At 33.0% G+C, this 13,896-nt stretch carries 16 protein-coding genes and 1 pseudogene; 12 read left to right on the top strand and 5 right to left on the bottom strand.

Features of this window, described 5'->3' with window-relative positions; translation table 11 throughout:
* The first annotated feature begins 24 nt into the window (after positions 1–24).
* The 4 genes from coaW to BK137_RS01325 all read left to right on the top strand — a co-directional run bounded on the left by coaW (position 25) and on the right by BK137_RS01325 (position 3,051).
* Entirely contained in the window at positions 25–861 is an 837-nt protein-coding gene (gene coaW / locus BK137_RS01335) for a type II pantothenate kinase (protein WP_038190476.1), read from the top strand.
* 203 nt (positions 862–1,064) lie between these two features.
* Positions 1,065–1,229, top strand: coding sequence for a hypothetical protein (locus tag BK137_RS22120; protein ID WP_155981207.1), 165 nt, complete (start codon positions 1,065–1,067; stop codon positions 1,227–1,229).
* A 236-nt stretch (positions 1,230–1,465) separates the two neighbouring features.
* On the top strand, positions 1,466–1,885 hold the full coding sequence (locus BK137_RS01330) for a MarR family winged helix-turn-helix transcriptional regulator (RefSeq protein WP_038190472.1): 420 nt from the start codon (positions 1,466–1,468) through the stop codon (positions 1,883–1,885).
* The gene (locus tag BK137_RS01325; RefSeq protein WP_038190469.1) at positions 1,873–3,051 is read left to right on the top strand and encodes an MFS transporter; all 1,179 of its coding nucleotides are present in this window, start codon (positions 1,873–1,875) and stop codon (positions 3,049–3,051) included. Before BK137_RS01330 ends, BK137_RS01325 begins: the two co-directional genes overlap by 13 nt.
* A gap of 16 nt (positions 3,052–3,067) precedes the next feature.
* Here BK137_RS01325 and BK137_RS01320 read toward each other — a convergent pair whose 3' ends face one another.
* Positions 3,068–3,472, bottom strand: coding sequence for a ribonuclease HI family protein (locus tag BK137_RS01320; protein WP_038190466.1), 405 nt, complete (start codon positions 3,470–3,472; stop codon positions 3,068–3,070).
* A 191-nt stretch (positions 3,473–3,663) separates the two neighbouring features.
* Between BK137_RS01320 and BK137_RS01315 the strand changes: the two genes are divergently transcribed.
* The 3 genes from BK137_RS01315 (at position 3,664) to BK137_RS01305 (ending at position 7,222) form a co-directional block, all read left to right on the top strand.
* Positions 3,664–3,855 carry a zinc-finger domain-containing protein gene (locus tag BK137_RS01315; RefSeq protein WP_038190462.1) on the top strand — a complete coding sequence of 64 codons (192 nt, stop codon included), beginning with the start codon at positions 3,664–3,666 and terminating at the stop codon, positions 3,853–3,855.
* Between the two features lie 251 nt (positions 3,856–4,106).
* Positions 4,107–5,480: an aspartate kinase gene (locus BK137_RS01310; RefSeq protein ID WP_038190459.1), complete on the top strand. Its 1,374-nt coding sequence runs from the start codon at positions 4,107–4,109 to the stop codon at positions 5,478–5,480.
* Positions 5,481–5,914: 434 nt separating this feature from the next.
* Entirely contained in the window at positions 5,915–7,222 is a 1,308-nt protein-coding gene (locus tag BK137_RS01305; RefSeq protein WP_038190456.1) for a hemolysin family protein, read from the top strand.
* A gap of 292 nt (positions 7,223–7,514) precedes the next feature.
* Here the strand turns inward: BK137_RS01305 and BK137_RS01300 are convergent, their stop codons facing one another.
* From BK137_RS01300 to BK137_RS01290, 3 genes are all read right to left on the bottom strand, one after another.
* Positions 7,515–7,715, bottom strand: a complete 201-nt coding sequence (locus tag BK137_RS01300; protein ID WP_038190452.1) for a cold-shock protein — start codon at positions 7,713–7,715, stop codon at positions 7,515–7,517.
* A 157-nt stretch (positions 7,716–7,872) separates the two neighbouring features.
* Positions 7,873–8,058: a tyrosine-type recombinase/integrase gene (locus tag BK137_RS22935; RefSeq protein ID WP_076033964.1), complete on the bottom strand. Its 186-nt coding sequence runs from the start codon at positions 8,056–8,058 to the stop codon at positions 7,873–7,875.
* A 662-nt stretch (positions 8,059–8,720) separates the two neighbouring features.
* Positions 8,721–9,002 carry a hydrolase gene (locus BK137_RS01290; RefSeq protein WP_412104703.1) on the bottom strand — a complete coding sequence of 94 codons (282 nt, stop codon included), beginning with the start codon at positions 9,000–9,002 and terminating at the stop codon, positions 8,721–8,723.
* Between the two features lie 211 nt (positions 9,003–9,213).
* On the opposite strand from BK137_RS01290, the gene BK137_RS01285 reads away from it, so the two are divergent.
* The 4 genes from BK137_RS01285 (at position 9,214) to BK137_RS01270 (ending at position 12,514) form a co-directional block, all read left to right on the top strand.
* Positions 9,214–9,504 carry a hypothetical protein gene (locus BK137_RS01285; protein WP_038190449.1) on the top strand — a complete coding sequence of 97 codons (291 nt, stop codon included), beginning with the start codon at positions 9,214–9,216 and terminating at the stop codon, positions 9,502–9,504.
* Between the two features lie 203 nt (positions 9,505–9,707).
* Positions 9,708–10,052, top strand: coding sequence for a hypothetical protein (locus BK137_RS01280; protein ID WP_051448849.1), 345 nt, complete (start codon positions 9,708–9,710; stop codon positions 10,050–10,052).
* A 689-nt stretch (positions 10,053–10,741) separates the two neighbouring features.
* Positions 10,742–11,386, top strand: a complete 645-nt coding sequence (locus BK137_RS01275; RefSeq protein WP_038190448.1) for a 2OG-Fe(II) oxygenase — start codon at positions 10,742–10,744, stop codon at positions 11,384–11,386.
* Positions 11,387–11,968: 582 nt separating this feature from the next.
* Positions 11,969–12,514, top strand: a complete 546-nt coding sequence (locus tag BK137_RS01270; RefSeq protein ID WP_038190447.1) for a GrpB family protein — start codon at positions 11,969–11,971, stop codon at positions 12,512–12,514.
* Between the two features lie 320 nt (positions 12,515–12,834).
* Here BK137_RS01270 and BK137_RS22930 read toward each other — a convergent pair.
* A pseudogene (locus BK137_RS22930) lies at positions 12,835–12,906 on the bottom strand (YjcZ family sporulation protein); the annotation flags it as partial.
* A 675-nt stretch (positions 12,907–13,581) separates the two neighbouring features.
* Between BK137_RS22930 and BK137_RS01260 the strand changes: the two are divergent.
* Positions 13,582–13,869, top strand: coding sequence for a DUF2651 family protein (locus BK137_RS01260; RefSeq protein WP_038190446.1), 288 nt, complete (start codon positions 13,582–13,584; stop codon positions 13,867–13,869).
* The last annotated feature ends 27 nt before the right edge of the window (positions 13,870–13,896 follow it).

Genomic DNA, 13,896 nt, shown 5'->3' with positions numbered 1-13,896 from the left:
TGGGCGATCACAAAGGAGAATGGTATGACTAAGGCAATTGGAATAGACGCAGGGGGTACACTAACAAAATTAGCTTATGAAAATGAATTTGGCGAGCTAGTGTTAGAGCATTTCCCTTCGAATCACTTACAAGCTGTAACGGACTGGATTAGCAATCACCCTGAAATAGAAGAGATTGGCTTAACAGGCGGAAGAGCAGAGCAAGTTAAACATTTACTAAAAGAAGTAAAATCCATCCATTACATAGTTGAATTTGAAGCTACATTAAAAGGGGTTCGATATCAACTAATTCAGCATGGTCATCAATTTGACCGCAGCATCATTACAAATGTTGGTACAGGTACATCCATTCATTTTATGGATGGTGAAACACATAATCGTGTTGGTGGTACTGGTATTGGTGGAGGAACACTAGTCGGACTGGCAGCATTAACGACAGGAATATACGACTATCATGAAATTATTAAAAAGGCACAGTATGGTGAAAGACAAGAAATTGATCTTCTAGTACAAGATATTTATCAAGGGATGGATACTCCGATTGCAGGTACTTTAACGGCAAGTAACTTTGGTAAAATGGGAATTGATGAAACGAAGAATCACCCTATTGAAAATATTTTAGCAACAGTGCAAGGCCTAGTAGGGGAAGTCATCACAACATTAAGTATCCAGCTAGCAGAACAAAATCAAGTCGAACATATTATATATATTGGTACAACTCTAAACGAAAACGAAGCATTAAAAAAAGTTATCGCCAACTACACAATTTTAAAAAAGAAAACGCCTATCTTCTTAGAAGACCATGGTTTTAGTGGTGCAATAGGCGCCTTTTTAAATATAACAGTCAATCAAAAGAGCTGAAAAAACTTAGAGTTAATTTGTTAGACAAAAACTTAAATTTGAAAATTAAGTTATCTATAGTAAACCGTAAGAGTGAAATTGCTCTTACGGTTTTTTGTTGAAGTAGTGATTAATATGTTTGATATAAAGTGATTTTTATTAATTATTTGGGTAAAGTGGAAATTAAAGGTATTATAAAGATAGGCTAATAAAGGAGGTATTAAATGTCTAAAAAGTATTTTATAAAAATGTTCTTATTGATAAGTTTACCTCTATTCACCTGTTTATATTTAGATGATAGGATTGGGTTTATTCCTTCTACTATTGCTGGGTTTGTTTTACTTATTGTTTTAAGTCTCCTGTTGTTTTCAAGAAAAGAAAAAGTATAAGAAATGGATGGAATCGGGGAATCATTTAACTTTCTCTTTACTTCATCACATTATAGAATGGGTATTGGATTAAATTAATAATTTTAATAATATGAGGGGCAATTCTGCGTTGGGAAATCAACATAAGAGTAGCCTCTTTTTTAATTATGAATATAAATCCCTCTTTACAAACGATATTAGTAGGAATAAAATTAAATTATTATTTACTTAGGTAAATAAAATGTGGAGGTATACAAATGAATCCTTTATTTCATGAAATCTTTCAAACTACTCGAGATATTACAAATAAATTAAACAGTTGTTTAAAAGAGCATGACCTTTATAGCAGTCAGTGGACGATTCTCTATACGATTAATAAAAATGGACCGATGTCATTAACAGACATCTGGAAGTACTTAAAGGTTGAGGCACCTACTGTGACACGAACTGTTGCAAGACTAGAGCAGCTTGATTGGATTGTGCGAACAGAAGGGGAAGATCGTCGAGAAAAAATAGTATCCTTTTCCGAAGAAGGTAAGAAAAAATTCCCTGATGTTTTAGCTTCAGTATTGCAATTTGAGGAGGGTTTGATAGAAACGTTTAATGATGAGGAACAACAGCAGCTGCTAGAGCTGATATGTAAGTTGAAAGGAAGAGCGAATCATTGGAAAAGTTAGAAAAAATTTGGACGAAACGGTTTATTAGTCTTTTCTGTACGAATATGGCCGTGTTTTTTGTTTTTTACGGATTAGTTTCCGTGTTACCACTTTATGCAACTGAAGATTTAAACCGTTCTGATAGTGATGCCGGTTTATTATTATCTATCTTCCTACTATCTGCAATTATTACACGCCCATTTACGGGGAAAGTTTTAGAGCATTTTGGAAAGCGTAAACTGCTTTATATTAGTTTAATCGGTTACTTTGTATGTACCGTACTATACTTATTCTTTAAGCCGTTTGCACTTTTATTATTACTGCGCTTTATACAAGGGATTTTCTTTAGCATATTAACGACAGCAAATAATTCTATAGCTGCAGATATCGTTCCACCATCTCGTAAGGGTGCGGGACTTGGATATTTTACAATGTCACTAAACTTAGCGGTAGTACTTGGACCTTTTGTTGGTCTTTTGGTCATTCAGTATTTAAATTTCGAAATTTTGTTCATTATTATGAGTGCAGTTATTTTAATAGGAGGTATTGCAGCGCTATCGATTAAATTAGATGATATTCCACAGGGCACTAAACAACAAAAATTTTCGATAGCCTTTTCAGATTTATTCGAGAAGAAGGCATTACCTACAGCTGCTTTAGCATGTTTTGTTGCAATTGCTTATGCTAGTGTATTATCTTTCTTATCTGTTTACGCAAAACAAAAGGGTTTGATGGAAGTTGCTAGTTTATTTTATGCAGTTTACGCAGCAGCCATGCTGTTAACCCGTCCACTTACAGGACGCCTGTATGATCAAAAAGGACCTAAATTTGTTATTATTCCAGGTTTTATCCTTTTTATACTAGGATTAATTACGCTAGCTTATGTCAATGGGCCAGTGTTATTCATGCTCGCGGGAGTATTAATTGGACTTGGTTACGGAGCACTTGTACCAAGTTTCCAATCAATGACGATTCAATCCACCGATCCTAGACGTACTGGCTATGCTACTGCTACATTCTTTACACTATTTGATGTAGGGATTGCCTTAGGGTCATGGCTTCTTGGTATTATCGCCACACATTATGGTTATGTAGAAGTTTATCTTGCTGCAGCATTTGTTGTTGCGATTGGAGCAATAGCATTTATGTTGACGCAATTGAAAAAGCAATTAACTGAAGTGAAATAGCAAAAAGCAAACTCCATTAACGAGTTTGCTTTTTTTGATATGAACGCAATGCTTCTCTTGCAAGTGTATCTGCTGCACGATTTTCAGAACTAGGAATCCATTTAATGAAAAATAAATCGAATTTTTTTGAAAGCTCAAGCGCTTCTTCTAAATATGGTTTATATGCTTCATTTTTTACATATTCCTTTTCAATAGATGCGACAACTATTTTAGAATCAGAACGAACAGAGATCATACCCGTAGATAATTTTAACGCTTCTGTTAATCCGCGAACAAGTGCGATGAATTCTGTAGTGTGATTATCATTTTCCCCTATAGATTCACCAATTTTAATTAATTGACCTTCACCTTTAATGAATATTCCTATTGCGCTAGGACCAGGGTTTCCAGCAGTTGCTGCATCAATATATAATTCAATCATTTAGTCACCTGCTACATCATATTTATTACTTAAGTATATTTGATGTAGAGAAATATGAAAAGGTGCAGAAAAGGAATAGGACTAGTTTGGATAGCGTAAACTAAAAAGCAATTGTAGAAAGCTAATAATTGTAACTAAATGCTCCAAGTAGTAAAATAAAAATTATTGAAATTTAGAGGTGAATCGATTTGATGAACAAAGTAACCGTCATAAAAGAAATTGACGAAATGATGGAAAATTATTGTGAAGGTTGCTTCGTTAAAAATCAACTTCGTAAAGACCGAGGGAAGTCTGGTGCCCACCGATTTTGTATCGAGTCATGTACGATTGGGGAGCAATTACACTTTTTAGGCGAAGAACTTTTAAAAGTTTATACAAAATAACCTACTTCAATGTTAAAACACCTTGAGATTAGTCTCTTGGTGTTTTTTATTGTTGAAATAACAGACGGATGCTAGTAACATGTTGATAACAATAACTGAATAATGATAATAATTGTTCAATTGCAACAATTCTTTGTATAGAGTTGTAAAAATTTATTGACTACTTCAGTTAGTGTTTGTACACTGTGAATATACAAATGTTTTTATTGAGAATACAAATGAGTAAATAAACAATGTAAGGATATGATTAAATGAAAGTATGTAAATTTGGTGGAACATCTGTTGCAAGTGCAGAACAAATCAAAAAGGTAGCGGCAATCGTACAATCAGATCCTACAAGACGTCTGATTGTCGTTTCAGCACCGGGTAAACGGTTTAATGATGACATAAAAGTAACAGATTTATTAATTGAGTTGGCGAATGCTGCATTGCAACAAGATGCGGTAGAAGAAAAACTAAAAAATGTTATAAAGCGCTATGAAAGCAATGCAAATGGACTGGGTTTAGATCATGTCATTTGTGAAGTCATTGAGTCAGACTTACGAAAACGTATTGCAGAAGCAGGTTCGGTTGCGGATGAACAGTTGATGGATAGCTTAAAGGCGAGTGGAGAAGACAATAATGCGAAAATGATTGCAGCTTACTTCGATAGTATTGGACTAAAAGCAAAATACATGAGTCCCCTTGAAGCTGGCTTAATCGTAAATGATCTGCCTGCTCGAGCACAGGCGTTGCCAAAAGCATACGATAATTTGAGTGTCTTAAAAGATTCTCAAGAAATCGTCGTGTTCCCTGGATTCTTTGGTTATACAGAAGAGGGCGTACTACGTACATTTGAACGTGGAGGTTCTGATATTACAGGGTCAATTTTAGCCGCAGCGGTAAAAGCTGAGTTATATGAAAACTTTACTGATGTCGATTCCGTATTCTGTGCAAATCCTAAAGTCGTAAATTGTCCAGTTGAAATACAAGAGATTACATATCGTGAAATGCGTGAATTATCATATGCGGGTTTCTCGGTTTTCCATGATGAAGCACTAATGCCGGTGTATAAAATTGGTATTCCAGTTTGTATCAAAAATACAAATAATCCATCAGCACCGGGAACGAGAATAGTGTCTGTTCGTGAATCAAATCATAGCCCAGTAACTGGTATTTCAGCTGATAGTGGATTCTCGATTTTATACGTTAGTAAATATTTGATGAACCGGGAAATTGGTTTTGGTCGTAAATTACTTCAAATATTAGAAGATGAGAATATATCATATGAGCATACACCATCAGGTTTAGATGATATTTCTGTTATTATTCGAAGTCACCAGTTAACTTCTGAAAAAGAAGATCGTATCGTAAAACGTGTTGAAACAGAATTGCAGGCAGACGACGTGCATTTCCGCCATGATTTTTCAATGATTGTAATCGTTGGAGAAGGCATGAATAACAATACAGGTCTAGCAGCGCGTGCGGCAACAGCCATTTCAAAAACAGGAGCAAATATTGAAATGATCAATCAAGGGTCATCAGAAGTCAGCCTTGTATTTGGTGTTCGTAAAGAATTTGAAAACAAAATTTTACAAGCATTATACAATGAATTTTTCGCATTATCAGCAACAAACTTAAAATGATAATTAATTGAAGTAGCGCCTTTAAGTCGATCAAACGATTTAAAGGAGCTCTTTTTTTTACATTATGACTTAAAAACATTCAAATAACTTTACGCCCTAGGTAAACAGCATCTTCTCAATAAAATATTTAAAGAAAAGGATAATCCGATATCATATCAGTACGATAGAATGATTTTTTTAAAAGACTATGATAAATTAAATATTTTAAGATAATAATGAAAGTTTTGAGTTTACCAGATGAAAAAAATTCTGTAATTTTTAAAAAAATAAATAAAAAAAGTTCAGATAAATGAAAAAATTTTAAAAATAATCATCTTCTTAATTGCAATTTACATATACTTTCATATAGATTAGTAATAGTAACTTATTTTACAGGAGGTGAATTCTTTATTCTGAATCTGAAATAAGGATCAGATCAGATATAAAGAACATGATTGGACAATGATATAGCCATTAAGTTAGTTGTTTTCGTAATACTAATTGCACTTACTGCGTTTTTCGTAGCAGCGGAATTTGCGATAGTAAAGGTGAGATCAACTAGAATTGACCAGCTTGTCCTTGAAGGGAATAAAAAGGCTTTAAGAGCAAAAAAGGTCACGAATAATTTAGATGAATATTTATCAGCTTGCCAGCTTGGCATTACGATTACGGCATTAGGGCTTGGATGGTTGGGGAAACCTACTATTGAAGCTATACTGAAACCATTGTTTGAGATATTCAGCTTAGATGCTCGTATTTCTTCCGTGGTGTCATTTATTATTGCGTTCTCAATCGTAACTTTTTTGCATGTTGTAGTCGGAGAGCTTGCACCAAAAACATTAGCAATTCAACAGGCTGAAACCGTTACACTGCAAACAGCTGGATCACTTATTTTATTCCACAATATTATGTATCCAGTCATTAAACTTTTAAATGGTTCTGCAAGAGGCTTGACCGCATTATTTGGTTTGAAAATGCAGTCAGAATCGGAAGTTGCTCATAGTGAAGAAGAGTTGCGGATGATTTTGTCAGATAGTTATAAAAGTGGTGAGATTAATCGCTCTGAATATAGTTTTGTGAACCGTATTTTTGAATTCGATGATCGTATTGCAAAAGAAATTATGGTTCCTAGAACGGAAATTGTTAGCCTTGATCAACATTTAACGCTTAAGGAAGTATTTGATGTGATTAATGTAGAACAATATACGCGTTATCCTGTCGTCGACGGGGATAAGGATCATATTGTTGGTATTGTTAATATGAAACAGCTGTTAACAGCTTTTATTTTAGATGAAAAAAATGCTTTAAAACAGATAACACACTTTATGCAACCTGTTATTCGTATTATTGAAACGGTTCCGATTAGTGATTTATTACTTAAATTTCAATTAAAGCGCATTCATATGGCAATTCTTATGGATGAGTATGGTGGTACATCTGGCCTTGTAACAATTGAAGATATAATTGAAGAAATTGTCGGTGATATCAAGGATGAATTTGACTATGATGAGTTACCTGAAGTGCAGAAAATAGCAGAAAATCATTATAATCTTGATGCAAAGCTGAGACTGGAAGAAGTAGAGGCACTCTTAAATATCGATATTAATGACGAAGATATCGATACAATTGGAGGCTGGTTCATGACAAATCATGATCGCATCTTGAAGGGTGAGAAGCATGAAGCTGAAGGTTATGAATTTACCATTCAAGACACCAATATGCATCAAATTGTAAGACTCGAAGTGAAAAAAGTAGCTTTATAATTTGAAGGCGTTTCTAAAGTTTTTTTAGACTTTGATACGCCTTTTTATTTTTCCTACAGATTATACTTTAATATAGCATTTGGTTTTCACATTTTTAAAGAACAATGTTGATATTTAGATTAGTTTTGAAATTACAATCAATTTATTATTCTATTTTATATAAAACTGGCAAAAAAATTTTGATGAAATAAATATTAAATTCAAACTTTATGAATGCTATAAAAGATGTTCTTAAATTACACACAATAAAAAAAGCTATTCTCAAGTTAAACTTGTAGAATAGCTGTAATCACTATATTTTATTTACGTTTGCTGCTTGTGGACCTCGATTACCTTCAATAATTTCGAAGCTAACATCTTGTCCCTCTTCTAAGGTGCGGAAACCTTCCTCTTGGATGCCTGTGAAATGGACGAATACATCTTCACCATCATTGTACTCAATAAAACCATAACCTTTTTCGTTATTGAACCATTTTACTTTTCCTTGTTGCATGTAGGTTCCTCCCAAATGAAACAGAATGTCAAGCATGAAATCCATCACATATTATATGCGGAATGATGGAAGAGTATTCATTAAACCCTGATATGACAAGGTTTTTAAGAATATTACTAAAGTATTGATGCCATCATGATGCCTAAAATAAAAATTATTATGAAGTTTCTAGATTTCTCATCAATTCATTGAATTTTTTTGAAGCCACTTTCTTTGTAGTTTCAACAGATTCATGCCCTAATCGAGCCATTATTAGTTCGAGTGGAACATTTCCCTCAGCTAATAAAGAAGAGCAAGTATGTCTAAAAGAATGTGTTGTTAAATGCTTTTCAATCGTATTCATTTTTCTAAGTATTGATTTCTAGTATTCACGGTTTTCAAATGATAAGGATAACTAAAGTATGGTGGATCTATCCTAGTGACCAAAAAAACTAATTCGTAGTAATTATCCCCAATTGTCGATATCAAGGTATTTGCACTTCATAATACTAATTAAGTAACACAATAAGTTCTTGCTCAATGTCGATAACTCGTATATTGGTGTCGTAATTTCATACTTAAGAGTATTTCCGTTCGGATTATACAGAGTTTTCGCAATACTTATTGTAGCATTATTATAATCGATATCGGACCATTTTAAAACTAATAACTCACATTAACGCATTCCAGTACATGTAAGCAAGTTGAAAATGAAGCGATTTTCAGCTTTTCCAAAAGGTAATGAAGCATCCAAAAATCCTCTTAACTCGTCTTTCTCGAAATAATCATATGCTACAACTTCATTTTCTAATTCTTGCGAATTCTGTTGAATCCGTATGAATTATTCCTAAATCGCTACAAACTAACTGGAATAAAACAAAACACTTTACGTTTAAGTTTTTACGATTATACAATGGCAAATACTTTTTTATGTACGGTTGATAGCCTACGCTAAAATAAATTCCGATGATTCTCTGGCTAATTAGAAAGGCCTCTTTCATAAAGAAAGAGACCACTTATTACTTATTAAGCTGCTTCAATTCGAATAGCTTGAATTTCTTCGCAGTCTACGATTAGTGTTGAACCAGGTTCAGTTGTTGGATCAGTAAAGATTGCGCAACAATTTTTCCGGTCTAAGCTAATAAAAACGACATCTTCTAATACTGTACCACCTCTTAAGAAAACATCTACTTCAGTCGCCGTTTGTAATCGTCTTAATTGATCACATACACAACCGTTACAACGATGTTCTTCTTTCTCATGGTGATGTTGATTATCACACTTACAAACATCTCTCATATTACTCATTTTCAAGACCTCCTTTCCAATTTGAATGCCTTACATTGATAACATATGGTTTAAAATGAAAAGAAGTTGTGCAATTTGTCCAATAAAAGAAAAATTTAATTTTAAGGTTAATACTCTTGATTTTTTAGGAAAGTATCCTCTTGGTGTTTACAAAAAACTTTTGTGATGAGCCTTTGACAGAGGAATATAACCGAACAGTGGGGGAAGTGGATTGAACAAAATCACATTTGAAATTGTCGGAGACGTACAATCTCAACAAAAACCAAAGTTTTCACGGTTCGGCAAGGTATTAGAGCATGTGATCAACCTAGGTCAAAAAGTAGCCCCAATTACACAATTGTACACCGTAAACGATACAAATAGCGTCGACTTGCAGGTTGACCGTCGTGTTATTAAAATTGGCGATAGTGGCGAAGGATATAATCGCTGTGAGTTATTCGTTGATGCTAAGGACGTAGAAGAAAAGATGCAAAAGGACGGAACAGATGAAGAAGGAAATTAAACAACCGAAGTAGATTCACATCCAGTTGGAGTTATTATAAAAGAGCTGACTGATTGTGGCGAAGAAAAGCTCGCCTCCACCCACACCGCTAATTACAGGAATAATAAAGCCTATTTTAAAGTAGAAAATATTAGTGTAATATAATAATATTCTACTTTTAAACCCTGTATCAATAAATATCTAATATAAATAGGTGATGTGAAATGAAAAAGAAAAGAAAAATAGGGCGATATGTTTTTAAATATTTCTGTTTCATATTTTTAATTGTATTGTTAATCTTTGTCCTAAAGAGTTGTGCTGAAGATATGCAGAGAATTAATGAGGAAAAAGCGGGCGAATTTATCTCTAAATGTGAAAATGCCTATGCATTTTGGCAAGGTGTTGATGGAAAAAGCTGTGATGATGCAAGAAAAACATATTATAAATATACCGAGGAAGAGTGGAAAGAAGAAAAGAGAAAATTAATCGAATTTGGGGAAGTAACTGAAGAAGATTATTTATATGATGAAATAAAAGAAGATATAAAAAGTGAGGGGAAAAAGTACTAGTTTCGCTCATAAAGCGCCGTGACGAATTGTAATTTATACTGTTATGTTTATAAAAAAGCAGGGAATTATTAATTATTCCACTTCTTACGATTTGTATAATTGTCGTAGGAGGTTGATTGAATTGGAACAAATAAATCTATCACTTGAGGCTATAGAACAGGAATTGGTTTATTGTCGAGATTTAATTAGCTAATTTATTACTAAATTAGGAAATTTACAAGGGAAAACTAAGCAACTAACTGATCACATTGAAGTATTGCGAGCTATCGAAGAAAATTTATCGGAAAATGGTGCAAAACAATCGCACAAGAAAATAGAAAATGAAATCGAATAATTGTATTAAATACTAAGGCACATCCAATTGGTTGTGTTTTTTATTTTATAGAAAAAGTAGGTGGATGAATGGAGTTGGCAGCAGAAGTAGCTAAAGCCAAGCGGTAAGTTTTTACCCCTTTGGGCGAAAAAAAATGATGAATCCGAAAAATAACGCACTAAACAACCAATACCACCAATTTTCCATCATAAATTTGCCCCTTAATAATTTTTCTTCAAAATTTAATCGAGGATTTTTTATGATAATGTTTAAATAAAACGGAACATCCTCGCTTTTTTTTTTTTTTTGAAAAAACTGAATATAAAGAAAAATATGATATATTTATGGTATCCAATCAGAGATGGGGAAAAGAAAAATGGGAGATCAAACAATTAAACATAAGGAACTAACGATTTTTCAACACATTGGAAACACAATTGTAACAGAAGATAGAGAAATCCAAATTATTTCAAGATTAGAAGAGCCTCTTATTGTCGTGTTAGCAAATGTATTAAGTAATGAAGAATGTGAAGAGCTGATTGAAATATCTGAAAATAAAATGAAGCGTTCTAAAATTGGAGTTTCGCGCAAAATAAATAACATTCGGACAAGTAGTGGTACGTTTTTAGAAGAAAGTGAGGCCCTTACTAGAATCGAAAGACGAATCGCTTCAATCATGAATGTTCCTGTTGAACATGGAGAAGGGTTACATATTTTAAAGTATACAGTCGGCCAAGAATATAAAGCACATTATGATTTTTTTGCAGAAAACAGTGAAGCAGCAAATAATAATCGTATTAGTACCCTTGTCATGTACCTAAATGATGTAGAAGAAGGAGGAGAGACTTTCTTTCCAAAACTCAACCTTTCTGTATCGCCGAAAAGAGGAATGGCGGTATATTTCGAATATTTTTATCAGGATGCATCATTAAATGAGCTCACTCTACATGGTAGTGAACCTGTTATCAAAGGTGAAAAATGGGTTGCGACGCAATGGATAAGAAGAAGAGGTTCGTATTAAGATAACAATTTATTGAGAGTTTTTTAGCGTTTTCGACTTCTTGTTTATTTAAGAAAAGGGCGCAATTGAGGAGACATACATGTAGAAAATGAACAAACTTTTTACAAAAATTGTATAATAATTCACGAGGAATGATTCCATTCTTGATCAATCTTTTTTCAGAATGGATTCTTTTTATTTGTCGTAAAATGTGGGTTTGCGAGGTGTTTTTGGTCAAACTTTATTTTAAACCTATAAGAAGAGCTGCTAAAGAATAATCAAAGTTTTTGAAAAAACTGTATCCTAAATTACTAAAAAAAGTATTTTTTAAATATGCTTTCTTTTCAACTTTTCATTTACTATAAAACATGACTTTTAGAATTCTTTTTCTTGGAGATCAACACAATTAAATTATATCAAAATTTTGTTCATTTACTTTGGTGTAGTTTTTCTCTTAGAGGTGATTTTTTATTGGATATGTATGTTAATAACACTATAAAGATTGTGAAGAAATATACTTAACTAACGGGGCAGGTTTGTAAAAAAATGCAGGTACAAGGATTTTACTGAAACTGAAAAAATAAAATCTTGAGGGGGAGTAAAATGAAAGATATTCATGATGAAAGCACATGGCCGGTTTGGGCTAATGAGAGAATAGACATTGTCGAACCAAATCCCAAGTGGATAGAAAAAGGTACTCAGGAAAAAGCACTTCTTCTTAATCTGCTTTCAACTTTCGGCATAACGGAAATTCAACATTATGGAAGTACATCAATTCCTAATTTACCAGCTAAACCAATCATTGATTTAATGGCTAAAATTGATTCATTTCAAAAAATTAAAGAAATATCTTCATGGTTAGCTAATCACGACTGGCATTATGTACCACCTAACTTAGACAATCGACCTTGGCAAAGATTTTTTGTGAAAGTAATTAACGATAAAAGAGTAGTACATTTACATATTTTACTTGAGGGAGAAGAACGGTGGGATAATCAGCTACTTTTTCGTGATTTATTACGGACTAATCGGCAGTTTATTGATGAATACGCTATTCTTAAAAGAAATTTAGCAAAAAAATATAACAATGATCGTGAAGCGTACACTAGAGCAAAAGCAGAATTTATCAATTATGTTCTTAACTCTTAGTTGCGAACTAATATGAGTTTGTGAAAAAATGTACTTCAACTAAAGGGTGCTTTAGTTGAAGTGCGTAGAGCTGTTTAGACAGCTCTTTTTTTATTCAACTAACGTAAAGAGAGTGAGGGAGTTGATCTATTCCTCACTTTCTTTATTTGATTAAAGTTAGAAATTTATCAACAGTAAATGTGCTGTAAATGAGGAAAGAGACTATAAAAAGGGTCACTCGTTGGCAAGTGACCCTCGGTGAGAGAAAAGAGATGTGTAAGGCTAAAATACCTTAACATTACAATTATTATTATGGGCTAGCTACAAAAAAAGGCTGTAGATTAATGCAGGAAGCTAGCGCCGACAATAATTAGAAGAATGAATAGGACAACGATTAAAACGAATGATGAATTGTTACGGTTACCATAGTTATTACCATAGTTGTTACCATAATTTTGATATCCCATAATAAATTCCCTCCTTTCTAAACCTATAATATGTATTGTTATAGAAAGGACAGGTGATATTCATCTAATTAATCATTCTTTTTGATTTAAGGTGAAAATTTATCTACGGTACGATTCGAGACTTTCAGATAGTGGTCATTTATTGTCTTTATCGACTTATGTCATGTTTGCTTTGCTATTGTAGCAAAATCAGCTAAACGCTCATGCATATCTGAAACTAATGCCTTACGGAAATTGTATGCTGTTATACCAGTCCAGTTTTTAAAATCGTTAAGGTAGGCTCTTGTTGATATATCTTTACTTAAATATTTCTCGTGATTACCATTATTTAAGGATGTTTTCTCAAGGATGTTTGTTCTTCAACTAACGGGGCAGTTTAGTTAAATAAGAATCAGAAATAATAATCGTCACCTATTTGTTCGAATCCTCTTTGGCAGGAGATTATTAATCAAATAATAAAACTACAGAATATTGAAGAAAAACACCTTATAGTGTAAAATTACACAATAAGGTGTTTTTCCTTAGGCTGTTTTCGAAAAGACTGTTGCTATTCAACTATCGAAGAAGTTTACTTCAACAAGTAATACTTAGTTAATCGATTTGATTAAAAGGAGGGATATTATGAGATTGATAGACCCTTTTCTGATGCAGTTGTTTATTGTTCCCTTGATAGTCATTGGATTAGGTGTTATAGCATCTGCTCTTGCTAAAAAGGTTTTTATTGCACCTTTAATAACATTGTTCCTGAATGCTCTATACGAAATTTGGTATATGAAACACTATTATCCTGAATTAGAAATCAGTTTCACATCTTGTTTTACATCTTGGAATATTATTTTCCCACTAATGTCATTAGCGGTTTCTATCGTAGTAGTACCGTTTCTAAAACAAAAAAATAAACAAAATTAGACACCTAATTATAGGAGTCTTTTTTTA

The sequence above is a fragment of the Viridibacillus arenosi genome (assembly GCF_001955655.1).
Lineage (GTDB): Bacteria > Bacillota > Bacilli > Bacillales_A > Planococcaceae > Viridibacillus > Viridibacillus arenosi.
This window is presented reverse-complemented; position numbering and strand designations above follow the sequence as displayed.